Source organism: Acerihabitans arboris (assembly GCF_010131535.1).
Lineage (GTDB): Bacteria > Pseudomonadota > Gammaproteobacteria > Enterobacterales > Enterobacteriaceae > Acerihabitans > Acerihabitans arboris.
In genome coordinates this window covers 20,024-45,955 of sequence record NZ_WUBS01000006.1, presented here as the reverse complement: position 1 = coordinate 45,955, position 25,932 = coordinate 20,024, and the positions used below count along the sequence as shown (strand labels likewise).

General features: G+C 62.0%; 27 protein-coding genes. 14 read left to right on the top strand and 13 right to left on the bottom strand.

The genetic code is table 11. From position 1 onward, the window contains the following. Positions 1-59: 59 nt before the first annotated feature. The 6 genes from hutU to GRH90_RS09495 all read right to left on the bottom strand — a co-directional run bounded on the left by hutU (position 60) and on the right by GRH90_RS09495 (position 6,961). Positions 60-1,745, bottom strand: coding sequence for a urocanate hydratase (hutU, locus tag GRH90_RS09520; RefSeq protein WP_162365711.1), 1,686 nt, complete (start codon positions 1,743-1,745; stop codon positions 60-62). A gap of 17 nt (positions 1,746-1,762) precedes the next feature. Further along, complete coding sequence (hutH, locus tag GRH90_RS09515; RefSeq protein WP_162365710.1) at positions 1,763-3,322, bottom strand: histidine ammonia-lyase; 1,560 nt, start codon at positions 3,320-3,322, stop codon at positions 1,763-1,765. Between the two features lie 126 nt (positions 3,323-3,448). Further along, complete coding sequence (locus tag GRH90_RS09510) at positions 3,449-4,234, bottom strand: ABC transporter ATP-binding protein (RefSeq protein WP_162365709.1); 786 nt, start codon at positions 4,232-4,234, stop codon at positions 3,449-3,451. After that, a complete protein-coding gene (locus tag GRH90_RS09505) occupies positions 4,231-5,007 on the bottom strand; it encodes an ABC transporter permease (protein WP_162365924.1) in 777 nt (258 codons plus the stop codon). Before GRH90_RS09505 ends, GRH90_RS09510 begins: the two co-directional genes overlap by 4 nt. A 98-nt stretch (positions 5,008-5,105) precedes the next feature. Next, positions 5,106-5,996, bottom strand: a complete 891-nt coding sequence (locus tag GRH90_RS09500) for an ABC transporter substrate-binding protein (protein ID WP_246235972.1) — start codon at positions 5,994-5,996, stop codon at positions 5,106-5,108. Positions 5,997-6,361: 365 nt separating this feature from the next. Next, positions 6,362-6,961 (bottom strand): HutD/Ves family protein, encoded by a 600-nt coding sequence (locus tag GRH90_RS09495; RefSeq protein WP_162365707.1) that lies wholly within the window; start codon positions 6,959-6,961, stop codon positions 6,362-6,364. A gap of 258 nt (positions 6,962-7,219) precedes the next feature. On the opposite strand from GRH90_RS09495, the gene hutC reads away from it, so the two are divergent. From hutC to hutG, 3 genes are read left to right on the top strand one after another with little or no spacing between them, the layout of a single operon-like run. After that, entirely contained in the window at positions 7,220-7,930 is a 711-nt protein-coding gene (hutC, locus tag GRH90_RS09490) for a histidine utilization transcriptional repressor HutC (RefSeq protein WP_162365923.1), read from the top strand. A 31-nt stretch (positions 7,931-7,961) separates the two neighbouring features. Beyond that, positions 7,962-9,182: an imidazolonepropionase gene (gene hutI / locus GRH90_RS09485; RefSeq protein ID WP_162365706.1), complete on the top strand. Its 1,221-nt coding sequence runs from the start codon at positions 7,962-7,964 to the stop codon at positions 9,180-9,182. Positions 9,183-9,217: 35 nt separating this feature from the next. Then, on the top strand, positions 9,218-10,018 hold the full coding sequence (gene hutG / locus GRH90_RS09480) for an N-formylglutamate deformylase (RefSeq protein WP_162365705.1): 801 nt from the start codon (positions 9,218-9,220) through the stop codon (positions 10,016-10,018). A gap of 160 nt (positions 10,019-10,178) precedes the next feature. On the opposite strand, the gene GRH90_RS09475 is transcribed toward hutG, so the two are convergent. Continuing rightward, positions 10,179-10,724 carry a nitrogen fixation protein NifQ gene (locus GRH90_RS09475; RefSeq protein ID WP_162365704.1) on the bottom strand — a complete coding sequence of 182 codons (546 nt, stop codon included), beginning with the start codon at positions 10,722-10,724 and terminating at the stop codon, positions 10,179-10,181. Beyond that, positions 10,724-12,154, bottom strand: coding sequence for a nitrogenase cofactor biosynthesis protein NifB (gene nifB / locus GRH90_RS09470; RefSeq protein WP_162365703.1), 1,431 nt, complete (start codon positions 12,152-12,154; stop codon positions 10,724-10,726). The genes GRH90_RS09475 and nifB overlap by 1 nt, the downstream gene beginning before the upstream one ends. A gap of 232 nt (positions 12,155-12,386) precedes the next feature. Here nifB and GRH90_RS09465 point away from each other — a divergent pair, with 232 nt between their 5' ends. Both GRH90_RS09465 and rlmF read left to right on the top strand, forming a co-directional pair. Then, positions 12,387-12,554, top strand: a complete 168-nt coding sequence (locus tag GRH90_RS09465; protein ID WP_162365702.1) for a hypothetical protein — start codon at positions 12,387-12,389, stop codon at positions 12,552-12,554. 124 nt (positions 12,555-12,678) lie between these two features. Next, a complete protein-coding gene (gene rlmF, locus GRH90_RS09460; RefSeq protein ID WP_162365922.1) occupies positions 12,679-13,656 on the top strand; it encodes a 23S rRNA (adenine(1618)-N(6))-methyltransferase RlmF in 978 nt (325 codons plus the stop codon). A gap of 49 nt (positions 13,657-13,705) precedes the next feature. Here rlmF and nifA read toward each other — a convergent pair whose 3' ends face one another. Together nifA and GRH90_RS09450 are read right to left on the bottom strand one after the other, a co-directional pair. Next, positions 13,706-15,289 (bottom strand): nif-specific transcriptional activator NifA, encoded by a 1,584-nt coding sequence (gene nifA / locus GRH90_RS09455; protein WP_162365701.1) that lies wholly within the window; start codon positions 15,287-15,289, stop codon positions 13,706-13,708. Further along, positions 15,286-16,797 carry a PAS domain S-box protein gene (locus tag GRH90_RS09450; protein ID WP_162365700.1) on the bottom strand — a complete coding sequence of 504 codons (1,512 nt, stop codon included), beginning with the start codon at positions 16,795-16,797 and terminating at the stop codon, positions 15,286-15,288. Before GRH90_RS09450 ends, nifA begins: the two co-directional genes overlap by 4 nt. Before the next feature lie 327 nt (positions 16,798-17,124). Between GRH90_RS09450 and rsxA the strand changes: the two genes are divergently transcribed. The 8 genes from rsxA to GRH90_RS09410 all read left to right on the top strand — a co-directional run bounded on the left by rsxA (position 17,125) and on the right by GRH90_RS09410 (position 22,982). Further along, entirely contained in the window at positions 17,125-17,703 is a 579-nt protein-coding gene (rsxA, locus tag GRH90_RS09445) for an electron transport complex subunit RsxA (protein WP_162365699.1), read from the top strand. Positions 17,704-17,713: 10 nt separating this feature from the next. Next, entirely contained in the window at positions 17,714-18,256 is a 543-nt protein-coding gene (locus GRH90_RS09440; protein WP_162365698.1) for an RnfABCDGE type electron transport complex subunit B, read from the top strand. After that, positions 18,249-19,697, top strand: coding sequence for an electron transport complex subunit RsxC (gene rsxC, locus GRH90_RS09435; RefSeq protein WP_162365697.1), 1,449 nt, complete (start codon positions 18,249-18,251; stop codon positions 19,695-19,697). Before GRH90_RS09440 ends, rsxC begins: the two co-directional genes overlap by 8 nt. Then, entirely contained in the window at positions 19,691-20,668 is a 978-nt protein-coding gene (locus tag GRH90_RS09430; RefSeq protein ID WP_162365696.1) for an RnfABCDGE type electron transport complex subunit D, read from the top strand. Before rsxC ends, GRH90_RS09430 begins: the two co-directional genes overlap by 7 nt. Then, positions 20,665-21,330 carry an electron transport complex subunit RsxG gene (gene rsxG / locus GRH90_RS09425; RefSeq protein WP_218586233.1) on the top strand — a complete coding sequence of 222 codons (666 nt, stop codon included), beginning with the start codon at positions 20,665-20,667 and terminating at the stop codon, positions 21,328-21,330. Before GRH90_RS09430 ends, rsxG begins: the two co-directional genes overlap by 4 nt. Further along, a complete protein-coding gene (locus GRH90_RS09420) occupies positions 21,330-22,031 on the top strand; it encodes an electron transport complex subunit E (RefSeq protein WP_162365695.1) in 702 nt (233 codons plus the stop codon). Before rsxG ends, GRH90_RS09420 begins: the two co-directional genes overlap by 1 nt. Continuing rightward, on the top strand, positions 22,031-22,291 hold the full coding sequence (locus GRH90_RS09415; RefSeq protein WP_162365694.1) for an RnfH family protein: 261 nt from the start codon (positions 22,031-22,033) through the stop codon (positions 22,289-22,291). The genes GRH90_RS09420 and GRH90_RS09415 overlap by 1 nt, the downstream gene beginning before the upstream one ends. Positions 22,292-22,454: 163 nt before the next feature. Then, positions 22,455-22,982 carry a flavodoxin gene (locus GRH90_RS09410; RefSeq protein ID WP_162365693.1) on the top strand — a complete coding sequence of 176 codons (528 nt, stop codon included), beginning with the start codon at positions 22,455-22,457 and terminating at the stop codon, positions 22,980-22,982. Positions 22,983-23,079: 97 nt separating this feature from the next. On the opposite strand, the gene GRH90_RS09405 is transcribed toward GRH90_RS09410, so the two are convergent. From GRH90_RS09405 to GRH90_RS09395, 3 genes are all read right to left on the bottom strand, one after another. Continuing rightward, a complete protein-coding gene (locus tag GRH90_RS09405; RefSeq protein ID WP_162365692.1) occupies positions 23,080-23,400 on the bottom strand; it encodes a PTS sugar transporter subunit IIB in 321 nt (106 codons plus the stop codon). A 153-nt stretch (positions 23,401-23,553) separates the two neighbouring features. Beyond that, positions 23,554-24,192, bottom strand: a complete 639-nt coding sequence (locus tag GRH90_RS09400; RefSeq protein WP_162365691.1) for a pyridoxamine 5'-phosphate oxidase family protein — start codon at positions 24,190-24,192, stop codon at positions 23,554-23,556. A gap of 75 nt (positions 24,193-24,267) precedes the next feature. Beyond that, entirely contained in the window at positions 24,268-24,927 is a 660-nt protein-coding gene (locus GRH90_RS09395; RefSeq protein ID WP_162365690.1) for an O-methyltransferase, read from the bottom strand. Positions 24,928-25,033: 106 nt separating this feature from the next. Here GRH90_RS09395 and GRH90_RS09390 point away from each other — a divergent pair, with 106 nt between their 5' ends. Further along, positions 25,034-25,930, top strand: coding sequence for a LysR substrate-binding domain-containing protein (locus GRH90_RS09390; protein WP_162365689.1), 897 nt, complete (start codon positions 25,034-25,036; stop codon positions 25,928-25,930). Positions 25,931-25,932: the final 2 nt, after the last annotated feature.

The window sequence follows — 25,932 nt, the reverse complement described above, 5'->3', positions numbered from 1 at the left end:
ACAATGGCGATGAACGGCCATGATAATGGTGCTTCACGGCCGTTCCCACCACAGGGCGTTTAGCGGATCATCGGCAGCTTCAGGCCGTATTTTTCCGCGCAGGCGATTGCCTCCGGATAACCGGCGTCGGCATGGCGCATCACGCCGGTGGCCGGGTCGTTCCATAACACCCGCGCCAGACGTTGGTCGGCCTTTTCCGTGCCATCGCAGACGATAACCATGCCCGCATGCTGGGAAAAGCCCATGCCCACGCCGCCGCCGTGGTGCAGGCTGACCCAGGTGGCGCCGCCCGCGGTGCTGAGCAAGGCGTTCAGCAGCGGCCAGTCGGAGACCGCGTCCGAGCCGTCTTTCATGGATTCGGTTTCACGGTTGGGCGAGGCGACCGAACCGCAGTCCAGATGGTCGCGACCGATAACGATGGGCGCCTTCAGCTCGCCGGTGCGGACCATTTCGTTAAACGCCAGTCCGGCAAGGTGACGCTCGCCCAGCCCCAGCCAGCAGATGCGCGCAGGCAGGCCCTGGAAGGCGATGCGCTCCTGCGCCATGTCCAGCCAGTTGTGCAGCAGCCGGTTATCCGGGAACAGTTCCTTGAGTTTGGCGTCGGTCTTGTAGATATCTTCCGGATCCCCCGACAGCGCTACCCAACGGAACGGCCCTTTGCCTTCGCAAAACAGCGGGCGGATATAGGCGGGGACAAACCCCGGGAAGTCAAACGCGTTCGACACGCCCTCCTCCAGCGCCACCTGGCGAATATTGTTACCGTAGTCCACCGTCGGCACGCCCATCTCATGGAACGCCAGCATGGCCTTGACGTGCGCCGCCATCGACGCCCTGGCGGCGCTGATAACGCTTTGCGGGTCTTCTGTTTTAGCCTGATTCCATTGCTCAAGGCTCCAGCCGGCGGGCAGGTAGCCGTTCAGCGGGTCATGGGCGGAGGTCTGGTCGGTGACGATATGCGGACGTGCGCCGCCGGCGGCGGCGCGTTCGGCAAGCAAAGGCATGATCTGCGCCGCATTGCCCAGCAGTCCGACGGAAATGGCCTCGCCTTTGGCGTGGGCGTCCTCAATCATCGCCAACGCTTCGTCGATAGTATAGGCCTTGCGGTCCAGGTAGCGGGTGCGCAGGCGAAAATCAATGCGCGACTCCTGGCATTCGATGGCCAGCACGCTGGCGCCGGCCAGCACGCCCGCCAGCGGCTGCGCGCCGCCCATGCCGCCCAGGCCGGCGGTGAGGATCCATTTGCCCTTCAGATCGTTGCCGTAATGCTGGCGGCCCGCCTCGGCAAAGGTTTCGAAGGTGCCCTGCACGATGCCCTGGGCGCCGATGTAAATCCAGGAGCCGGCGGTCATTTGCCCGTACATCATCAAACCGGCCCGGTCCAGCTCGTGGAAATGCTCCCACGTCGCCCAGTGCGGCACCAGGTTGGAGTTGGCGATCATCACGCGCGGCGCGTCCGCATGGGTGCGGAACACGCCGACCGGTTTACCGGATTGCACCAGCAGGGTCTCGTCTTCCTCCAGGTCGCGCAGGCTTTGCAGTATGGCCTCGAAGCAGGGCCAGTTGCGCGCCGCCTTGCCGATGCCGCCGTAGACCACCAAATCGTCCGGACGCTCGGCGACGTCCGGATCCAGATTGTTTTGGATCATGCGGTATGGCGCTTCAATCAGCCAGTTTTTGCAGGTCAGTTCGGCGCCGCGCGGCGCGCTGACCGGTCGGGAAACGGCATTGCTAAAATCGTTTTTCATTACGGATTCCTTAATCCTTAGCGCGTTGACGCATAGCTGGGTAGTAGAGATTGCACTTCCGGCGGCAGGCTGAATTCGGCGACCCACAGACGCATCGCTTCGATATCCGGCGCCAGCAGCCGGTCGCTGGCCAAAAAGGCGACGCGGTCGCGAATGGCCGCAAGCTGTTGCTCGAGCGCCGCAGAGCTGGCAAGCGGCCGGTTAAAATCAATACCCTGGGCGGCGGCCATGGCTTCTATGCCCACCACCACCGAGGTGTTGAAGCACATATCGCCCAGGCGGCGGGCGGCAAAGGTCGCCATCGACACATGGTCCTCCTGGTTGGCCGAGGTCGGCAGGCTGTCGACGCTGGCCGGATGGGCCAGGGATTTATTCTCCGAGGCCAGCGCCGCGGCGGTGACCTGGGCTATCATAAATCCCGAGTTCACACCGCCTTCGTTGATCAGGAACGGCGGCAGGCCCGATAGGCCGGTATCAAGCAGCAGCGCCAGGCGGCGTTCTGAAATCGCGCCAATTTCCGCGATAGCCAGCGCGATGATATCGGCGGCGAACGCCACCGGCTCGGCATGGAAATTACCACCGGAAATCACTTCGCCGCTATCGGTAAAGACCAGCGGATTATCAGAAGCGGCGTTGGCCTCGATTTGCAGGGTCCGCGCGGCATAGGTCAGGTTGTCCAGGCAGGCGCCCATCACCTGCGGTACGCAGCGGATGGAATACGGATCCTGCACCCGACCGCAGTTGGCATGGGAGACCACGATCTCGCTGCCGTCCAGCAGCGTCGACACCGCCTGCGCCACCGCAATCTGTCCCGCCTGGCCGCGCGCCCGGTGAATTCGGGCATCGAAGGGTTTCACCGAGCCTTTGATGGCTTCCAGGGTCAGGGCGCCCGCCACCAGCCCGGCGGCAAAGGATCGTTCGGCGCCAAACAGGCCGGCCAGCGCCAGCGACGTGGACACCTGGGTGCCGTTGAGCAGCGCCAGCCCTTCTTTCGGCGCCAGCTCGATGGGGCTTAAGCCGGCAAGCCGCAGCCCCTCCACCGCGCTGATCAACTCACCCTTGACCCGTACCTGCCCTTCGCCTATCAGCATCAGGGATAAATGCGCCAGCGGCGCCAGATCGCCGGAGGCGCCCACCGATCCTTTGGCCGGGATGCACGGCATGACGCCGGCGTTGTACAGCGACAGCAAGGCTTCCACCACCGATAACCGGATGCCGGAATGGCCGCGTGCCAGGCTTATCACCTTGCAGGCCATGATCAGCCGCGTCACATTGTCCTCAAGCAACGCGCCGGTGCCGACGCTGTGCGACAACACCAGGTTGCGCTGCAGCTCGGCCAGCCGTTCGGCGGGAATGCGGGTTTGCGCCAGCTTGCCGAAACCGGTGTTGATGCCGTAGACCACCTCGCCGGTGGAGAGGATACGCTCCACCGTATGCTGCGCCGCGTTAATGGCGGCAAAAGCCCCTGGATCCAGGGACAGCGCCAGCTCGCCATGATAGATGGCCCGCAGCGTCGCCAGGTCCACTTCGCCCGGCACCAGACGGTATGGGCGTAAAGATGTTACAGAAGATGACATAATCTATTCCTGTCTATACAAGTAAAACCAACGGTAAGGCGCATCTCTGGATTGCGCCGTTACCCTCGCAGTTGCGGCCCGTAATCAATACCCGCTGCGCTAAAACCTATCGGGCCGGTCCGGTGTTCAAAGGGCCATGCTTTGCAGCGTTTCGCCGCGTATTTCCTCGGTGACGCGCGCCTTCAGCGCCATAAATTCCGGCGTGGTCTTTAAGGTATAGTCGCGCGGATGCGGAAAACTTACCGCCACCTCGCTTTTGATCCGTCCGGGCCTGGCGCTGAAGATGGCGACTTTATTAGCCATAAAAATGGCCTCGTCGATATCATGCGTGACAAACAGCACCGTTTTGCGTGACGATTCCCAGATTTTCAGCAACAGCTCCTGCATCAGCACCCGGGTCTGGTTATCCAGCGCGCCGAACGGCTCGTCCATCAATAACACCTTGGGATCGTTGGCCAGGGCGCGGGCGATGGCGGTGCGTTGCTGCATGCCGCCGGACAGCTGGCGCGGGAAATGCTGCTCAAAGCCGCGCAGTCCCACCTGGTTGATAAAATAATCGCAGCGCTCCTGCTGCACGCTAAGGCTCAGGCCGCGCTCGCGCAGGCCAAAGCAAATATTCTGCGCCACCGTCAGCCAGGGAAACAGGGTATAGCTCTGGAACACCATGCCCCGATCGGCGCCCGGGCCATCAATCAGGCCCCCGTCCAGCCATACTTCCCCGGATGTGGGCCGGTCGAGGCCGGCGATAATGCGCAACAGGGTGGATTTACCACAGCCCGACGGGCCGAGGATGGTAATAAAATCATTTTCCTCCACCAGGTAGTCGATGGGCAGCAGCGCCTGGGTCTGCTGACCTTTCGGTCCGCCGAAAATGCGCGATACCTGACGGATGGCAAGCTTGCTGTGGTTCATGACGCCATGCTCCAGGCAAACAGACGGCGGTTGACCGCCTTGAACAGGAAATCCGAGATCAGTCCGATACAGCCGATCACGATAATGCCGAAAATAATCTGCCCGGTATTCAGCAGCGCCTGGCTGTCGACGATCATATGGCCGATGCCGCTGGAGGAGCCGATAAGCTCGGCCACGATCACGTAGGTCCAGGCCCAGCCCAGCACCAGGCGCAGCAGCTCCGCTATCTCCGGCGCCGCGCCGGGGATCAGCACCCGCCGGACTATACTGCGGTTCGAGGCGCCCAGCGTATAGGCCGCCTCCACCAGGTCGCGCCTGGCCGCGCCGACCGTGACCGCTATCATCAGCACAATCTGGAAGAACGAGCCGATAAAAATCACCAGGATTTTTTGCATTTCACCGATACCGGCCCACAGGATCAGCAGCGGGATAAACGCCGACGCGGGCAGGTAACGACAAAACGAGACGAAAGGCTCGAGAAAGGCTTCCACCAGCTTATACGACCCCATCATAATGCCGAGCGGCACCGCCAGCACCGCCGCCAGGATAAAACCGCCCAGCACGCGCATCACCGTCATGCCGATATCCAGCGAAAAATTGTATTCGGTGAACAGCAGGTAGCCTTCGCGCACCATGGTTAGCGGGTCGGCCAGGAAGGTCGGCGATACCCAGCCGGCAAAGGTGGCCAAGGCCCAAAAGGCGAAAAACAGGATAAAAAAGCCGACGCCGAGAAACCAGCGCTGCCCGAATGACACCGGACGCAGCGGCACCATCAACGGGTTATGCCGCACTTTTCCCGCCGGTGGCAGCGGCGCCGGTTGGCCGGCGGCATGCGCCGGCGCGTCCTTTTCAACAGACATCATGCTCAACCTTATTGATTAACGTAGCTGGCATCATAGAGCGTCTTGATATCGGGGATCTTGCGTATTACCTTCATCTGTAGCAGCAGTTGGGCCGCCTCATGGCTAAAACTGTCGATTTCGCCGTTAAAGAACTGGCGGTTCTGCGCCCGATCCTGCCAGCGCAGGTAGCTGGCCGACTCGGCAAATTCCCTGCCGGAAGACTTCACCGCCGCGCCCATGATTTCATTGGATTTATCCGGCTGCGCCCTGATCATATCCAGGGCGTCGAAGTAGCTGTCGACCAGCGCCTTGGCGGCTTGGGGATGCTGCCTGAGAAATGCGGGGGTACAGCCCAGGGTATCCATGACCATCGGATAATCGAGCGTGGTGGCCAGGATCTTGCCTTTATCCGGGCTTTGCCGTACCGAGGAAAGATAAGGCTCATAGGTCATGGCGGCATCGTTGCTGCCGGCGATAAACGAATGGGCGGCGGCTTCGGGCGAGAGCGTGGTGGTCTTGACGTCCTTCAGGCTCATGCCGTTCTTATCCAGCATCCAGGCCAGGGCAAAATAGGGCGAGGTGCCGGGCGCGTCGACGCTGATGGTCTTGCCTTTCAACGCCTTGATGCTGTCTATGCCGTTGCGCGCCACCAGGCCATCGGCGCCGTAGGATTTATCGAGCTGGACAATCTGGGTGATGGGCACGCCGCTGGCGTTCCAGGAAATGTAGGTTTCAACCGTGGTGGCGGCGCACTGTATGTCGCCGGAGGCAATGGCCAGGTGCCGGTCTTTTTGCGGGATCATCTTGACCGATACATCCAGCCCGTGGCGTTTAAATATCCCCGCCTTGTCGGCCAGGGTTAACGGCGCAAAACCGGTCCAGCCGGAAATGCCGATGGCCACCGGCGTATCCGCCGCCATCGCCGGCAAAACGCCGGCCAGTCCCAGCGCCAGGGCGAGGGCCGACGTCAACGGTTGAAAGCGACGTAAAGAGGTGCTGACAATGCTCATATCCCACTCCTGAAGAATTGACGGTAAAAACCGGCAAAAGACCTTAATCGCAATCGGTACAGGTGCCGATCGTCGCGGCGAACCACTGTATAAGCTTGTCTATACAAGACGCTTTAATCAGGCAAGAACTAAGCAAAGCCTGTGCCATATTGCCCGCGGTTGGTTAATTCGCGTTAAGCGTCGCGTTAAGGGGGCAAGGGCCATGGCCTGTGCCGCAGGCGGTGATTCATTTTGGCGCGTCACGCACCAAAATCATGCAAACGCCGGCAGAATCGTTACCGCTGCGCGATATCAGCCCACAGCGCCACGCCGCCGCCGGCCGGCCACAGGCGAGCCGGCGCGCCGAGCTGGTGCCACCACGCCCCTTCCCGCGCCGCCAGCGGCGTTCCGTCGTCCATCTGCCACCGGCCCGACAGGATATAGATCACGCCGTCGCGCCCGGCGGGCAGCAGGTGTTCGCCGGTAAGGCGCTCTACCCGCGCCCGCCAGTCCCGGCGCCGGGTCATGATATTAAAATCGCGGCTTGAGGCGCCGGCCAGGGCGGCGCTAATCGCTTCCTCGCCGGCAAAAGCGTGGGGCGCGCCCGGCCGGGTCAAATCATGGGACTGGCCCGACGCGTTATGCAACGTCACCCCATCGCCCTCCAGCAGCGCGATGATCCGATCCACGCCGGGAAACGACGAAAACGCCCCATCCCGGTCGATGGTAGCGATACTGGCGCGCCAGGCAAACGCCACCGCCGGCTCCGCCGGAACGCGGGCATCGGCGGCGGCGTCCGGACCCGGCCAGCTGATAATTTCCCGCGTTTCGCCGCCGCCATTGCGCCAGCGGGAGACGGGCAGCGTGTCGAATGAAAACCTGACCGGGCGGTTCATGGAGCCTCCTGCCGCAATGGGCGCCGGACACGGGTGAACGCCAACGGCGCTCTGGGGACAATATAGAGAGGCATAGCGGTTTCCGATTAATGTTAGGGGGGTGGAGGGCCTATCCAGACGAAATGCTTATCCACTTGTCTATACATATACATACGCTGAATTGAACAGTAAACTGTTTTGTCATTATCCCTGCCAGCAGAGGTCGGAAACGTGTCTGAACTACATGAACTACAGTCCGCGGCGCAACTGTCCGCCATCATGAGCGATACCCCGGCCCCCATTTACCAGCGGGTCAAGCAGGCTATCGTGCAGCAGATACGCTCCGGGGCCTGGGAGCCTCACCGGCGCATCCCGTCGGAAAGCGAGCTGGTGGCCGAACTGGGCGTCAGCCGGATGACCATCAACCGGGCGCTGCGCGAACTGACCGGCGAGGGCTACCTGGTGCGCATGCAGGGCGTCGGCACCTTTGTCGCCGAGCTGAAGCCGCAGACCGCCATGCTTGAGGTGCGCAACATCGCCGATGAAATCGCCGCGCGCGGCCACCGTCACAGCAGCGTGCTGCTGGCCCTCGAAGCGCGCCAGGCCACCGGCGAGGAAGCGCTGTCGCTGGGCATCCAGCCCGGACAACAGCTGTTCCATTCGATGATCGTGCATTATGAAAACGATATTGCCGTGCAGTTGGAAGACCGCTGCGTCAACCCCCTGACCGCGCCTGACTACCTGCGGCAGGATTTTAACCGGATCACGCCGTATTATTACCTGACGCAGGCCGCGCCGCTTACCGCCGGCGAGCACCGGGTGGAAGCGGTATGGGCCAGCAGCCGGGAGCGCGAGCTGCTCCAGTTGGCGGAAAATGAACCCTGCCTGCTGATTCACCGGCGCACCTGGTTCGGCAAACTGGTGGTGACCTCGGCGCGCCTACTGTATCCAGGCACGCGCTATCAGCTTTTTGGCAGCTTTATTGCTTAATGTTTTTATGAACCTATCGGGAGAGCAACCCATGCCGGTAACGGAACAATTCGACGCCGTCTGGTCGGGCGCCGACATAGCCACTCTGCGCAACGGCCGCTATGACATCATCAGGGACGGCGCGATTGCCGTCAGGGGCGATCGCATCGCCTGGGTCGGTCCGCGCGGCGCCTTGCCGCCGGCGGACGTGACGGCTCAATTCGATTTTGGCGGCGGCATCATCACGCCCGGATTGGTCGATTGCCATACCCATCTGGTGTTCGGCGGCAATCGCAGCCATGAATTCGAGCAGCGGCTCAACGGGGTCAGCTATGCGGAGATTGCGGCCGCCGGCGGTGGAATCCTGTCCACCGTCAACGCCACCCGCAACGCGTCCGAGGATGAGCTGATGGCCGCGGCTGAGGCCCGTCTGGCGATGCTGATGGCCGACGGCGTCACGTGCATCGAGATAAAATCCGGTTACGGCCTGACCCTTGAAAGCGAGATAAAGATGCTGCGCGTCGCCCGGCGCATCGCGCAGGCCTATCCGGTGCAGGTCAGGACCACGCTGCTGGCGGCCCACGCCCTGCCGCCGGAATACCGCGGACGGGCCGACGACTACATTACGCTTATCTGCGAAAGCTGGATCCCCGAAGTGGCGGCGCTGGGGCTGGCCGACGCGGTGGACGGCTTTTGCGAGCATCTGGCCTTCTCCCCGGCGCAGATTTCCCGGGTATTCGATGCCGCCGTTCTGGCGGGCCTGCCGGTAAAACTGCACGCCGAACAGCTCTCGTCCCTGGGCGGCAGCACCCTTGCCGCGCGTTATGGCGCGCTGTCGGCGGATCATCTTGAATATGCCACCGACGCCGACGCCCACGCCATGGCGCAATCCGGCACCGTGGCGGTGTTACTGCCGGGGGCCTGCTATATGCTGCGGGAAACCCAGCTGCCGCCGGTGGAGCTGTTTCGCCGCCACGGCGTGGCGCTGGCGCTGGCCAGCGACATCAACCCCGGCACCTCGCCCGCCTGTTCCTTGCGCCTGATGCTGAACATGGCCTGTACCCTGTTTCGCATGACACCCGAAGAGGCGCTGGCCGGCGTGACGATTAACGCGGCGCGGGCGCTGGGATTATCCGCATCTATCGGCACGCTGGAAGCCGGCAAGATGGCCGATTTTGTCCACTGGCCGGTGGCGCATCCGGCGGAATTGGCTTACTGGCTGGGCGGGCAGCTTGCCGGCACCGTTATTTACCGCGGCGTACGCCGCGCGTAAGACGTTATTCTCAGGACTTATCAGGAGGGCACCCTATGAATCTTACCGAACCTTATACCTACGAAGCCGGCACCATTCCCTTGTTGTTGAGCATTCCCCATGCCGGCACCCGGCTGACGCCCGCGGTGGAGGACGGATTGAGCGACGCCGCCCGGCCGCTGGGAGATACCGATTGGCATATCCCCCGCCTGTATGATTTTGCCCGCGCGTTGGGCGCGCATATTCTTATCGGCACCTACTCGCGCATGGTTATCGATCTTAACCGGCCCGCCGACGACCAGCCGTTGTATACCACCGCCACCACGGGTCTGTATCCCGAAACGCTGTTCGACGGCACGCCGGTGTTCAAACCGGGCGCCACGCCGGACAAGGCCGAACGCCGGCGTTATCTTGACGAGATTTGGCACCCGTACCATCGCAAGCTGCAGGACTGCCTGAGCGAGATCAAGGCGCGGCATGAGTATGCGCTATTGCTGGACGCCCACTCCATCGCCTCGGTTATCCCGCGGCTGTTTGACGGCACCCTGCCCGATTTGAATTTCGGCACCAACGACGGACTGAGCTGCGCGCCGTCCCTGAGCGAAACGCTGGCCGAGTTTTGCCGGCAGCAGCCGTTCACCCACGTGATTAACGGCCGCTTCAAGGGCGGATATATTACCCGCGCCTACGGCCAGCCCCATGCCCGCCAGCATGCGGTGCAGTTGGAACTGGCCCAGTGCAATTATATGAGCGAGCGGCAGCCGTTCGACTACCTGCCGGAGCGCGCCGGACAGCTGCAGCAGGCGCTGCGCTCGCTGGTGTCCGCCCTGTTAACCTGGGGCCAGCAGCCCCGCTAGGCCGTGGCTGCCGGTTATCGCCCGCGGTTGCCCCGCAGCGGCGCGGGCAATCGGCGTTCCGGCGCCGGGGCGCTACCCCGCCTGGGGGCAACCTGGCTGTTATCGGCGCGTTGCCCGATCGGTCGTCGGGAGCAAAACAGCGTTCCGGCGCGTCGTTTGCTCAGTCCTCGGGGGCAAAGCAGCTTTCGCGTTCGCAGCAGCTGTCGCAGCTCGGGGATCGGCAGGTCACCTCGCCGGTCTCCGCCAGACATACCTGGCGGTAAAAAAACTTTTTCCAGCGCATATTCCCCTGGTTCATCACCACCAGTTCGGGAAAGCATGCCTGCATCAGCTCGCGCAGCTCGCCGCGCGACGCCAATCCCAAATCCTGCCATAAATGATTAAACCCCAGGGACGCGGCGGCAATCAGCCGGTTGAGCGGTTCGGCGCCGGCGCACATATATTGCGCCAGCCAGTCGCCAAGCGCCCGGCATTCCGGCTGGCGGGTACGCGCGAGCAGGGCGAGCAGCGCGTCCTGTTGTTGCAATACCGCGCTGCGGGGACCAGGATCCAGCCGTAGCCGACGCGCCAGTTCCCGGTACTGCCCGGGCGGCAGCCCCATGGCGGCGGGAAAACGCGCGCCGCCCGCCAGATGGTTGGCCAGCAGCCGGCGCAGCCAGATGTCCGGCGGAGCGCCGGGCAGTTTATTGGCGGGACAGGCTCCCATCAGGCCACCCCCTTGATGGCCGGCCCCTGCCCGGTTGCGACGGCGTCCGTCTCCTTGCCGCGCTGCCGCCACCACTGGCCGAGCGTGGCGGCGACAGGCTGCCACGCGCCGCCGACGCAGGGTTCAATACCGGCCTGTTCCAGGCGCTGCCAGGGTCCCATGCCGATGCGGGCGCAAAATACCGCCGCCACGTCGGCCAGCAGGTCCACCACGGCGTCCAGGCGCAGCTCCGGCTGGAGCGCCTCGTCGTCGCAGTCGGTTTTACCGGTGCAAAACGGCGGGGTAAACCTTTCGCCGATGGGGATCACGCCGGCGGCGGATACGCTGTAAATCTGGAAGCGCCGCGCATGGCCGAAATGCTCATCGATTGCCGCCCCATGGGAGGTCGCCACCGCCACCAGGCAGGCATCCGGAGACTCCGATTCTCCTTGCGAGGCGATACCGGCCTGGATTTGCGCGCGTCGGCGCATCACCGGCAGGTAGGATCCGGCATTTCGCGGTATTGCCGACATCGGGAAACTCTGGCTGCGGTCTTCGCCGAGCATGCCGATGGCATCGGCGCGACACTGCTGGCAATGCGCCATTTGCTGCATGGATCCGCCGCATAACCTGCGCACCTCGTCCACTTCCCCGGCGGTAGGCTCCGGCTGGCCGCGCAGGCCGTATACCGTGCCATGCTCCGGCTGGGAAATCAGCGGCATCACGTTGTGCAGGAACGCGCCCCATTCCCGCACTTTTTCGCTGACCGCCGGTAAATGCCGGTCGTTGATGCCCGGGATCAGCACCGAATTGATTTTCACCAGTACGCCGCGCGCGGTGAGCCGGCGGATGCCTTCCTGCTGGCGTTCCAGCAGCAGGGCCGCCGCTTCCCGTCCCTCCAGGCGCTCGCCGTCAAACCATAACCAGGGATAGATCTGCGTGGCGATATCCACATCCAGCGCATTGACCGTGACGGTCACGTGATCGACGCCGATATCCACCAGCCGGTCGACCACATCCGGTAGCGCCAGGCCGTTGGTGGACAGGCACAGTTTCATATCCGGCAGCGCCAGCCGCAGTCCCTCGAGGGTTTTAAACGTGCGGGCGATGTTCGCCAGGGGATCGCCGGGACCGGCGATGCCAATTACCGACAGCTGTGGCAGCGCCGCCGCCACATGGCGCGCCTTGGCGATAGCCTCGGCGGGAGACAGGACCTCCGATACCACGCCGGGGCGGGATTCGTTGCTGCAGTCGTATTTGCGGTTGCAATAATGGCATTGCAGGTTGCAGGCCGGGGCCACCGCCAGGTGCATGCGGGCGTAGCGGTGATGGGCAAAACGCGAATAGCAGGGATGCTGCGCCACCTTGTCCGCCTGTAGCGGCGTCAGGGAAACGCCGGGGCTGGAGGAGCCGCAGCCGCTGTTGCTTGATGAGGAATGACAGGATGCCATGGAAACCGCCTTATTCAAAACGACATAGGCCAGGTTGTTGCAATCGCCATGCCCGGATAAAAAAAGACACAAATCATCGATTTAACAATGGGTTATTTGTGCGCGTTTTTTTCTGCTCCGGCGCATGGCAACGACTGGTCCCGACAATGTCTTAAACCCGACAACGCGTGACAACGTCCGGGAGGCCGTCGGCAAAGCCTTAGCTGCCTGGGAATGTGTTACCGGACGCCCGATGCGGCGACGTCCGGATGCCGGTTGCGCCGTCCGCGCCATCATCCCGCGGGGCAAGCCGATACAGGGTAAAGCCGTTGTCGTCGGCGGGACGATTGCCGCGCCACAGCGCCAGCCACTGCCGCCCCGCGCGTTGATAAAGACCGGGCAGCAGCGCCATGCGCGCTAACGGCGTCGCGCCGGCAATGCGAGGTGTATCGGCCTTTTTTGCCCGCTATGTGTTATCTTAAGCGCCGGAAAAGCCGGTCAGAGAATGACGGCTTAAGGATGGAAAATACGTGGTGGAACCTATGATGGAAAAAAAGAAGACCTTCCCGCAGCAGAAAAATCACCTGCATCCGCGCAACCGCCATCGTTCACGCTATGATTTCACCGCGTTGATAACCAGCCTCCCGGCCCTGGAGCCTTTTGTCAAACCCAACTCCTGGGGCGATATTTCGGTGGATTTCGCCGATCCCAATGCGGTGAAAATGCTTAACCGCGCGCTGCTGAAGCACTATTACGCCATCGAGCATTGGGATATTCCCGCCAATTATCTTTGCCCGCCGATCCCCGGCCGGGCGGACTACCTGCATTACCTAGCCGATTTACTGGCTGAAAGCAGCGGCGGGGAAATCCCCACCGGCAAAGGCGTGGCCATCCTGGATATCGGTATCGGCGCCAACTGCATTTATCCGATTATCGGCCAGCGCGAATACGGCTGGCGTTTCACCGGCACGGAAAACGACCCGCAGTCGCTCAATGCGGCAAAAACGATCGTGGCGATGAACCCGACGCTGAAAAACAGCGTGCGCCTGCGTCAGCAAAAGGACGACAGCGCCATTCTCAACGGCATGATCGGCATCGCCGAGCGTTTCGACGCCACCATGTGCAACCCGCCGTTCCATGCCTCGGAGGAAGAGGCGAACGCCAGCACGCGGCGTAAATTGCATAAGCTGGGCAAAGGCGAGGTGGCCGATAAGCCGGTGCAGAACTTTGGCGGCAAGAGCAGCGAGCTGTGGTGCGAAGGCGGTGAACTGGCGTTTGTCGGCAAGATGGTCACGGAGAGCGTTGGCAAAGGTAAAAATTGCCTGTGGTTTACCTCGCTGATTTCCAAACACACCACGCTGCCGCCGCTGTATGAGGCGCTGAAGCAGGCCGGGGCCGCCGACGTGCGCACCGTGGAAATGGCGCAGGGGCAGAAAATCAGCCGCTTTATCGCCTGGACCTTCCATAACGCGGAACAGCGCGCGCTGTGGGCCGCCGGGCGCCGGCACGCAAAGCAGCAGTAAACGCGGCGGATCAACCCGGCGCCCTGCGTCGGGTTAACCGCCAAACCGCTTACAAACGATGCATATTGATATTTAAAATCTGGATGCGGTAAGCCACCTGGCGCGGGGTCATGCCCAGCAGCCGCGCGGCCTTGGCCTGCACCCAGCCGGACTTTTCCAGCGCGGCGATAAGCTTTTGCCGATCGTCCATATCGCTGTCGCCGGGCGCGTCCAGATGCGCCGGCGGCGCAACGCCGCGCGGCAATCCCTGTGGCGCCATGGCGGACGTCTCGCTGTGGTTGAACAGGATCACGTCACGATCGATAAGCCCCTCCTCCGACATCACCGACGCGCGCTCCAGGCAATTCTCCAGCTCGCGCACATTGCCCGGCCAGCTGTAGCCCATCAATAAACGCAGCGCGCCGTCGCTGATGCGCAGTTCACGCCCCTGTTTCGCCGCCAGCTTGGCGATAAGGAACTGGGACAGCCCGACGATATCGTCCTGGCGCTCGCGCAGCGGCGGCAGGTTTATCGGCATCACGTTAAGCCGGTAATAAAGATCTTCACGGAAATGACCGGCGCGGACCTCTTCCTCCAGATTACGATTGGTGGCGGCGATGATGCGCACATTGACCTTAATCGTGGTGTCGCCGCCCACGCGCTCCATCTCGCCCTCCTGCAGGATACGCAATAACTTAGCCTGGAACGACGCGCTGCTTTCGCCAATTTCATCGAGGAACAGCGTGCCGCCGTCGGCCAGCTCAAACCGGCCTTTACGCTGGCGCACCGCCCCGGTAAACGCGCCCTTCTCATGTCCGAACAATTCGCTTTCGAGCAGGTTGTCCGGCAGCGCGGCGCAGTTGAACTTAACGAACGGCTCGAGCGTGCGCGGCGAGTTGTAATGGATGGCGTTGGCAATCAGCTCCTTGCCGGTGCCGCTCTCGCCGCGCACCAGCACGGTGGTGTCCCATTTGGACACCTGGCGGATCACGTCGAAGATCTGGCGCATCGGCTGGCTGTTGCCGACCATATTGTCAAAACCATACTGATGCTTGACCTTACGCCGCAGGGTATCGCGTTCCTGGCGCAGGGCTTCGGTTTCGACGCTCATATGGCCGACCAGCCGCACGGTCTGGCAGATCAGGTTGGCCACCATTTCCAGGAAACGGGTACTGGCCGGCAGGCGATCCTCGTGCAGCTCCATCGGCTGCGCCGCCAGCACGCCCAGCGGCACGCCGTCCGGTCCCGGGATCGGCACGCAGATAAACGGCAGGCCGTAATCATACAGGTTCAGCCGGTCAAGAAAGCGCGGATCGTCGGAAACGCGCGGCAGCACCAGCGAACGCTGCTGGCTCATCACCGTGCCCAGGATGCCTTCGCCGATACGGTAGCGGACGTTTTTACACCCCTTGACCACCTCGGTGTCGGCACCGTACAGCGCTTCGATAAACAGGGCGCTGCGGGTTTTGTCGAACAGGCAAACCATGCCGTACTGCATATAGGCGTGCTCATACAAGGCCTGGATCATGGCCTCCAGCGTCTGGCCTAAATCCAGCGAGCGGCTGAGCGCCACGCTTATCTTGTGCAGGGCGGTAAACTGTTGGGAAAGATCAAAACGCCGTGAAGCCTGGGCGGTAGTGGGAAGCTGACTCATTCTGATTCTCCTGTCATGACCGGATGCCTGAACAGCCTGGCGGGCAAAGGCAGGCGCAGGGTTAACAACGTGCCGCCCTCCGCTTGGGTATGAAGATCAATCATGCCCTGATGGTTGCCAATCAGGGTTTGTATCAGCCGCAGCTCCATGCCATGCCCCGGCATGGTGAAGGTTTGCGTCGGCACGGCGTTGTGGACCGGATGCAGGGACAGGTTATCCCTCAGGGCAAAAAAGAACGCGTTATCCTGCGAGTAGGCATGCAGGGTAATGATAAGCGGAGAGGCCGGCCGCTCATTGGCCAGGATCAGGCAGCGATCCAGCCACAGGCTAAGCGACGCCAGAATCTGGTGACGCTGGCCGAAGCCCAGCAGCATTTCCGGTTCGCACCGCCATTGCAGCTCGCCCAGATCGCGAACGCGCGGCTGGTAGAGATCGGACAAATCCTTAAGCAAATCGCCAATCGACCAGAAATCGCTCTCTTCCTGTTCCAGCGAAGGCCGGCAGGCCTGCAGCCGCGCCAGCGCCTGCTGGCCTTCCTGCCAGGCGGCGTCCAGACCCGGATGCAGGGCGCCGTCGAGGCTGAGGCGGCGCGCGGCGGCCAGCATATTCAGCGGACCGCTTAACTGTACCATCGCCGCGTCCAGGGATTCGCGGATCGCCGCCAGCAGCTTACCGGAGACCAGCTTGTGTTTAAGCCGTTCCAGCCGCTGCTGCGCCCGCTGTCGCTGTGATTCGCTGTCATCGATAAGCGTTACCAGGGTGCGCGGCGGCGCGACATCGGAGAAATAACGGCTAACCTCCTCATTCACCTCCGCCAGCTGCCAGATATTCAGGCCGAACACCCGCTGAACGCCGCCGATATCCAGGGTCACGCGCTCGCCGGCCGCCAGACCCGCCTTATTGGCCGGATAACCCATCTCCGCCAGCAGTTCCCGGCCGCCGTAGTCGGCGCACAGGGTTTTATAGGCCAGGTTGTCCATCACGATATGGTCATGTTCATCCAGCACCACCACCGGCGCCGGCACGTTATTCAATACTGCGGCGATCAGGGACATCTGGTTGCGCAGGCGCTGCATCAGGGCATAACTGTCCGAGATGTCCTTATGCATGCCGAGGAAATGCTCGATTTGGCCGTCGGCGCTGAAAATGGGCGATATGCTGACCTCGGCCAGATACAGGCTGCCGTTCTTGCGCTGGTTGATTAATTGCCCGACCCACGGCAGGCCCTGGGTGATGGTGCTCCACATTTCCTGGTAATGTTTTTTCGGCGTCTGGCGACTGGACAATATATTGTGGTTCGTCCCGGTCAGTTCCGGCTCGCCATACCCGGTCAACTGGCGGAACGCCAGGTTGGTGTAGACGATGCGGGCGTTGGGGTCGGTTATCGATATCGCCACCGACGACTGTTCCACCGCCGTGTAAAACAGCCCGGGACGCAATGCCGACGGCATCGGGGCGCAGGCGGTTTGTTCCATCAGCGAAGCATCATCAAATAAAGGAATGCGCATAACAACTCCTGCGGGTCGGGATAGAAATATGCTGTGCGATTCACGACAATTTGTCTGATCTCCCGACAGGATGGCATGAACCGCGGTAACCCTATAAATTGTGCAAGATTGGTACCTAAAGTTGAAAAACCGCCGAAAATCTTGATCTGGACAGGGGTTTTCGGGCATAAAAAACCATTTCCGCCCGCGCGCGCGGTCCCGGCCGGCGGCCGCGCGCGCCGTAATGATCCCTTCCCTGCACCGTATTTGCGCATTTTTTGTCCAGCACGAATTGGCACAGCTTTCGCAATACCCCTATGAATATGTGCTGCGTCGTCGGGGACCCGAATGAAAGAAATATTGTTGATAGTGTTGGCCAACGGCCTGGTGAACAACATCGTGCTCGCGCGCTTCCTCGGCCTGTGTTCCTTTATGGGCGTGACCAACAAAGTCGATTCGGCGTTGGGCATGTCGATGGCGACCACTTTTGTCATCACCCTCTCCGCCGGTCTGGGATGGGTGATCTATCACTGGATCCTGGTGCCGCTGGGCATGGAATACCTGCGGCTGCTGTCGCTGATTATGGTGATTGCCTCGCTGGTACAGCTGCTGGAACTGTTTATCGCCAAACAAAGCCCGGCGCTGTACCGTACGCTGGGCATCTTCCTGCCGCTGATTACCACCAACTGCGCGGTGCTTGGCGTGGCGCTGCTGGTGCTGGACGACAACCTGAGTTTCCTCCACAGCGTGGTGTTCGGCTTCAGCTCGTCGCTGGGATATTCGCTGGTGATGGTGATTTTCTCCGGCCTGCGCGAACGCCAGGGCAACGCGTCCCCGCCGCTGGTGTTCCGCGGCGCGCCGATTAACTTTATTACCGCCGGCATACTGGCGCTGGCGTTCACCGGCTTCGCCGGGCTGGCCGGCTAAGGAGAGAACCGTGGATTTTATCTTACCGGTGCTGGCGGTTCCCGCCATCGGCACCCTGATCGGTTACCTGCTGGGTTATGCCGCCATCTATTTTAAGGTGGAGAAAGACCCGCGTATCGAAGCGGTCATCGCCCTGCTGCCCAACGGCCAGTGCGGCCAATGCGGTTTTCCCGGCTGCGCCCAGGCCGCCGGCGCCATGGTGCGCGGCGAAGCGCCGGTCGGGGCCTGCACCCCGGGCGGCGCGGCGCTGGCGAAACGCATCGCCGTGCTGCTGGATCTGCCGCCGGACGACGGCGAGGAAAGCGTGCCGCAGGTGGCGGTGATTAATGCCCAGGCCTGCGACGGCTGCGGCCGCTGCCAGAAAAAGTGCAATTTTGACGCTATTATCGGCGCGACCCGGCAACAGCACGGCATCCTGGGCGATGATTGCACCGGCTGCGCCGCCTGTATCGCCATCTGTCCGCAGCAGGCCATCGAGCTGCGGGCCGACCCGCAGCTCACCCCGTCGGCCGCAAAACCGCGTTTTGACGTTCGGGAGGCATCTTATGTTTAGCGCCAGGTTAAAACCCCACGGCGGCATCCGTCCTTATAGCCATAAATCCTTAACCCGCGATATCGCCATCCGGCCGCTGGCCATGCCGCGCCAGCTGATTATCCCGCTGCGCCAGCATACCGGGCCGGCGGCGGTGCCGCTGGTCGCCCTGGGTGACAGTGTCACAGCAGGCCAGCAGATCGCCGGAGCGCGCGAAAGAATGTCCGCGCCGGTACATAGCGCGCTGGCCGGAGTGGTGACCCGGATCGTTGAGGGCGAACAGGGGTCCATTACCGTCAACGTGTCCGTCGACCAGCCGGCGGCGCCCCGCCTGACGGCTGCCGATGGCCTGGATGAAACGCAGGCCATGCTGTCGCTGATTGAACAGGCCGGCATTGTCGGCATGGGCGGCGCCATGTTCCCGGCCGCCGACAAAATCCGCATGAGCCTGCGCCACCCCATTGAAACGCTGATCGTCAACGGCGGCGAATGCGAGCCTTATCTCACCACCGACGATCGTTTGATGCGCGAGCAGGCCGAATTCATCATCGGCGGCATCCGTTACCTGCAGGCCATAACCCATGCCAAGCAGGTCTATATCGGCATCGAGGACAATAAAACCGAGGCCATCGCCCGGCTGGACGAGCTGTGCCGGCAGGAAGAGCATATCGAGGTGGTGATTTTGCCCTCGCTCTACCCCATCGGCTCGGCCAAACAGATGATCGAAGCGGTGACCGGCCGTCAAATTCCGCAAAACCGCCGCTCCACCGAAATGGGCGTGCTGGTGCAAAATGTCGGCACCTGCATCGCCATTTTTCACGCCGTTCGCTTCGGCAAGCCGGTCACCCACCGGGTGATCACCGTCAGCGGCCGCGCCATTGAACAACCGGCCAACCTGCTGGTGCCGATCGGCACGCCGATCAAGGACATTATCGGCCAGTGCGGCGGCCTGAAATCCCAGCCGGCGCGCATGGTGCTCGGCGGACCGATGATGGGCCGGGCGGTGGAGTCGCTGGATACGCCAATCACCAAAGGCACCAGCGGGCTGCTGCTGCTGAACGGCGACGAACTGCCGCAGACCCGGCCCAGCGCCTGCCTGCGCTGCGGCCGTTGCCTGGACGCCTGCCCGATGAGCCTGGCGCCCCAGGCCATATTTGCCGAACTGAAAAACGACGGTTTCGCCAAGGCCCGGCAGCAGGGGCTAAACGCCTGCCTGCTCTGCGGCTCCTGCGCCTACGTCTGCCCGGCGGCGCTGCCGTTGACCCAGTTTTTTGACTGGGGCCAACAGCAGCTACGTCTTATCAAGCGCCAGGAAGATAAGCTGGCGCGCACCCGGTTAAACAGCGCCAAACGCCAGGAACGCCTGGCGCGGGAAGCCGCCGAAAAAGCGGCCGCCCAGGCGGCAAAACCCGCCAGGCGCGCCAGGCGCGCCGCGCCGCCCTCGGAGGAAACACCATGTTAACCGCGCCACATGCCCACCAGGGGCTCAGCGTCGACCGGCTGATGTATCGGGTCAATATTTCCCTGTTCCCGGTGGTGATCCTGGCCTTTTTACAGTTTGGCGCCCAGTCGATCCTGCTGATTTTTTGCTGCCTGCTGACCGCGCTTATCTGTGAAGCCCTGTGCCTGAAGCTCAATCCAGCGGCCCAGGGGCATACCTTCGACGGCGCGGCCATCCTGACGTCGCTACTCCTGGCGCTGAGCCTGCCGCCCCATGCGCCGCTGTGGCTGGGGGCTTTCGGCAGCGCGGTGGCTATTGTCTTCGGCAAGCATATCTACGGCGGCCTGGGGCAAAACCTGTTTAACCCGGCCATGCTGGCGCGGGTGGTGTTGCTGATCGCCTTTCCGGTGGAGATGACCCGCTGGGTCAGCCCCGCCGCCTTTTACGACGGCGCCTTTTACCACCTGGGCGTGGACGGCATCACCGGCGCCACCCTGCTGGGCGGCTTTAAAGAAAGCGGACGCGCCCCGCTGGAACTGCTGTCCAACCTGCTTGGCAACCGTAGCGGCAGCCTGGGCGAAACCTCATCGCTCCTGCTGTTGCTCGGCGGGCTTTGGCTTATCCAGCAGCGGGTGTTCAGTTGGCATATCCCGGTGGCCACGCTGCTGGGATGCCTGGTCCCCGGCCTGATCCACTGGCTGATTGCGCCGGCGGGCATAGTGCCGCCCCTGGCCCAGTTGACCAGCGGCGGACTGCTGCTCGGGGCATTTTATATCCTCACCGATCCGGTCACCGGCCCGGGCAGCGTGCGCGGACGGCTGATCTACGGCCTGCTGGCTGGATTCATCACCTATTGCATCCGCGCCTTCGGCAATTTTCCCGAGGGCATGGCCTTCGCGGTGCTGCTGGTCAACGCGGTCACGCCGCTGATTGACAACTATACCCAGCCGAAGGCCTATGGCTATGTGGGCGGCAAGGAGAAGTCATCATGAGCAATATGCTAAACCGCGCGGCGGCGCAATACCTGCCGGCGCGGGAAAGCCCGTTTACCCAGGGATTTCTACTGGGCTCCTTTACCCTGGTCGTCTGTTTGCTGGTAGCCGGCTGCTGGTGGCTCACCCACGAACAGATCGTGCGGCGCGAAAAGGAAGATACCCAGGCCATGCTGTCGCAGGTGTTCCCCGCCGGTCATTACGACAACGCATTGGCGGATGCGCAGCGGAGCATCGTTATCGACGGCCGGACGGTAAGCTTTTTCCGCGCCAGCCTGAACGGGCAGCCCAGCGGCATCGTCCTGGCCAGCGAAACCCAGGGTTATGGCGGCCCGATCCAGCTGCTGACCGGTATCGACGCCAAGGGCGTGATCACCGGCGTGCGGGTAATAAGCCATAAGGAAACCCCGGGCCTGGGCGATGCCATCGAGCTGGGCCATAGCCCGTGGATCCGCGGCTTTGACGGCAAGTCGCTGAACAATCTTAGCGAGCAACAGTGGCATGTCAAAAAGGACGGCGGCCAGTTCGACGCCTTTACCGGCGCCACCATCACGCCGCGCGCCGTGGTCAAGGGCGTACATGAAAACCTGGTGTTGTATCGGGAAAAACAGGCGGAATTCTTGGGTAGCCAGGACAAGCCAGATAATGGAGGGGCCAAATAATGAGTGAAAACAGCCAGCCGCTGCTGCGGGATATCATGAAATCCGGCATGTGGACCAATAATGTCACCTTTGTGCAAATCCTCGGGCTGTGCCCGCTGATGGCCATTACCACTACCGCCACCAACGGGCTGGGCCTGGGCCTGATGACCGCCCTGGTGCTGGCCTGCTCCAATTTTATCGTATCTCTGCTGCGCAAGGTCACGCCCAACCAGATCCGTATCCCGGTCTACATTTCCATTATCGCGTCGCTGGTAACCGTTCTCGATCTGACCATGAATGCCTGGATGCACGACCTGCACAAGGTGATGGGGCTGTTTATTCCGCTGATCGTGGCCAACTGCGCCCTGCTGGGCCGGGCGGAAGCGTTTGCCGCCCATAATAAAATCATTCCGGCGGCGCTGGACGGTCTGGCCACCGGGCTGGGATTCACCCTCGGGCTGACCAGCGTCGGCGCGGTGCGTGAAATCCTCGGCAGCGGCACGCTGTTCAGCGGCGCCGCCCTGCTGCTCGGCCCGCATTTCCATTTTCTCGAACTGCACCTGCTGCCCGGCTACCGGGGCTTTTTGCTGATGCTGTTGCCGCCCGGCGGGTTTGTGGTGATGGGCATGCTGCTCAGCGGCATACGTCTGGTAAAACGCCTGACCAGCCGGGAAAACGCATCGGTTAAACTTGCCCGTCAACCCAGCGGGGGCTGTCATTGATGAAATTTTCCGTAGCCCACGTCAACGGCGCTCAGGGTCGTTGCATCGAAATGAAGCTCGACGCGCCGGTCACGGTACGCCAGGCCATACTGGCCTCGCCGCTGCCGCATCTGTTTCCTTATCTCGATCCGGACACGCACCGCACCGGCATTTACGGCCGGCTGTGCGCGCCGGATACGCCGGTAAGCGAAGGCGATCGGGTCGAGATTTATTTGCCGGTGGCGCGCGGCGGCGGCGACGATGAAGATGAGCAGGATTAACGCCGGCTGGGATCATCGTCCGGGACAACGCGCCGTTCCCGGCCGGCGGCGCCGGCTTCCGGCCAGGTTTTACCGGACGGCAGGCCATCCGCACGACGCCCGGGCAAGCCTGCCCGCAGGCTATCCTATTTACTGACAAAGTTAACTTTTGGGGAGCATATTAATGGCTAATATCGGCATATTTTTTGGTACCGACACCGGCAAAACCCGCAAGATCGCCAAGCTGATTCACCAGCATTTTGACGGCGAGGCGGATGAGCCGAAAAACATTAACCGCGCCAGCATCGACGAGTTGCTCGGCTACCAGGTGCTGATCCTCGGCACGCCGACGCTGGCCGACGGCCAGTTGCCGGGCCTGGAGGCGGAATGCCAGAGCGAATCCTGGGCGGAATTCGCCGATACCCTGGCGCAGGCCGACCTGAGCGACAAAACCGTGGCGCTGTTCGGTCTGGGGGATCAGGAGGCCTATCCGGATAACTTTGTCAGCGCCATGGGCGAGCTTTACGATATCGTTTCTGACGCGGGCGCCAGGGTCATCGGCGCCTGGCCGCGGGAAGGTTATGTCTTCAGCTCGTCGGCGGCGCTGGAAGGGGATGAATTTGTCGGCCTGGCGCTGGACCAGGATAACCAAGCGGATCTTAGCGCCGACCGGGTAGCCGCCTGGGTCGGCCAGGTGAAAGCGGCGCTGTAGCCGGTAATGGCGCAGGCGCGGATCGCCCGCGTCTGTGCTATTCCTTTGCCGCGGGATACCGATTTGATCGCGTTAACCCCCTATCAATGACCGGATCTCATGCGGGCGTCGATTCGTCCAGCATCGCCAGGGCGTCGCGCAGGATTTTTTCCACGTCCATCATGCCGTAGTCAATACCGCGGATAATGGCGACGGGCTTGGACGGCGAGTTATAGATGCTGGTTATTTCTTTTAGCTTGTACTGGATATGCGGCCCCAGCAACAGGCAATCATAGTCGGCGCAGGTGTCGCCGATATGCTCCAGGTCGACAAAGCTTACCTGGATAGCCAGTCCTTTGGCCTCGGCGAGCGCCTGCATCCGGCGCGCCAGTACCGAAGAGGACGTGCCGGAAACGCAGCATATGAGAATTTTTTTCATGCTTAACCCTTATCTTTGTGAGGTTAAGACCAGTATGCGCTTGCCGGCAAATGGAATTGTGCCCTGTATCCCGAATTAACCCTAGCGGATTTGCCGGACAACGGCTTGCGCAGCCCCGGGCTTATGCGATGCGCAAGGCCAGATCAGGCTTGGCTAATACAGCGTGGTTTTTAAACGCTCGGGCAACGCCTGGTCATACGCGTCCCCGTCGATGGCGTCGTTGGAAATCGCCTTGAGAATGCTGCCGGTGCTCGGCAACCTGGCGCGCTCGATTTGCGTGGCGGGATCCCACAGGCGCGAGCGCATAATGGCGCGGCTACACTGGAAAAACACGCTTGCCACCTTGATGCGCAGTACCGATCGCGGCAGGTTGCCCGCCATGGCAAAACGCGCCAGCAATGCGGGATCGATGCTGATTTCAGCGCTGCCGTTTACCCGCAGCGTCTCGCCGATGCCGGGAATAAGGAACAGCAACGAGACGCGCGGGTCCTCCAGGATATTCCTCAGGCTGTCGATGCGGTTATTACCCCGCCGGTCGGGCAGTAGCAGCGTCCGGCTGTCTTCGATATGAATAAAGCCGGCCGGATCGCCACGCGGCGAGACATCCAGCCCGGCGCTGCCCGCCGTTGCCAGCACCGCGAAAGGCGCGGCTTCGATAAAAGGCCGATACGCCCGATGAATATACTCCGTCTCTTTGAGAGTCGAGGGCGGCGCTACCGCGCCATAAAGACGCTCCAGCCGTTCTGGCCGTGTGATGCGAAAATCACCATCGTTATGTATGTCGTTTTGCATACGCCCCCCTGCTCTATAGCTTAGTTAATAACGTAATATATCGCTGCGGCCACCCCGGTGGCACGTCGTGGCGTTCTAATTCACCAGCGAAATGGAAAAACCGTCCCATCCCTTGCTGCCCACCGTTTGGATGGCGGTCGACGTCAGCCCGGGATTAGCGGACAAGGCAGAGAAAAAGTGCCGTATACCCGTCACGCGTTCATCCCGGCTGGCGTGATCCAAAATGCTCCCGTCACGAATGACATTGTCGGCGATAATGACCGTGCCGGGATGGGACAGTGTTAACGACCAGCCCAGGTAGGCAGGGTTGTTGGCCTTATCCGCGTCGATGAATATCAGATCGAACGGGTCGTTAACATCCAAGGTCGCCAGCGTATCCAAGGCCGGCCCCACCCGCAAAGTAACCCGCGCGGCCGGCGCCGCGCGCTCCAGGTTTTGACGCGCGATAGCGGCGTGGTTTTTAGCGCATTCCAATGTTACCAATTCGCCATTTTCAGGCAACGCCCGCGCCAGCCAGATAGTGCTATACCCGCCCAGCGTGCCGATTTCAAGAATACGCCTGGCCCGTACCATGCGGGCAAAAATATGCAGCAGCTTGCCCTGGTTAGGGGCGACATCATGGGGCGGCAGGCCCGCCTGGATATTTGCCGCCAAAGCACGCCGCAGCGCCGCGTCCTCAGGTACCAGCCAGCCGGTTAGGTAATCGTCCACCGCCCGCCACGTTGTTTGATCCATTTGGCCTCCTCAAGAGATAATCAACCTTTCTTGCATACCACCTTACTTCCTGATTAGATCGCTGTTAATCGACTTTTCGTGACTGCGTAAGTGAGGAAAAATCACAATGAGACGCCGAATCCCTTCCCTGAACGCGCTCAGGGCCTTTGAAGCGGCCGGCCGATTGGGGCTGATGAAGCTGGCGGCGGCAGAGCTGTGCGTGACGCACGGCGCGATCAGCAGGCAGGTCAGCCACCTGGAGGAATGGCTGGGCGTGGCCTTATTCGCCGGCCCAAAGCATGCGCCGCGGCTGACCGAGGCGGGAAGCGCGCTGCTCCCGGCATTAACCACCGCGTTTGATCAGTTGGGCCAGGCGGTGGGACGGATTGCGGACACCGATGAAGGCCCGCTGGATGTCTCCTGTCCCGGCACCTTCACCATGCGCTGGCTGATACCGCGTCTTCATCATTTTAATGCAACGCATCCCCATGTCGATGTGCGCCTGAATTCATCAGGCACCTCGTCCGATCCCCTCCGGGATAATGTCGACGTGGCCATCAGGGTGGGTTGCGCGCCCTGGCCGCAGGGGGTTGACGTCATCTACCTGTTTAACGAAAAATTCGGCCCGGTTCACGCGCCGTCCATCGCTCTTTTGCCGGGAAAATCCTGGCATGTCCCGCTGTTGCATACGGTTTCGCGGCGCGGCGCCTGGTCTGACTGGAGCGCGCGTTCGGGAATCGATGCCGACGGTGAAGGCTCGGCCGAGTTCGAGCATTTTTATTTTATGCTGGAAGCGGCAATCGCCGGCCTGGGCGTATCGGTATCGCCATGGCCGCTGGTAGCGGAAGATGTAACGTCGGGGCGGCTGATTGCCCCCTGCGGGTTTATCGAGAGCGGCTTAAACTATGTTGCCCTGCGGCGCCGGAAACAAAACCGCAAAGCCACGCTCTTCTGTGACTGGCTGAAAACGGCGGCGGAAGAATATAGGGCAAGCGATCGGTCCTCGCCGCCGGAATCTATCTGATA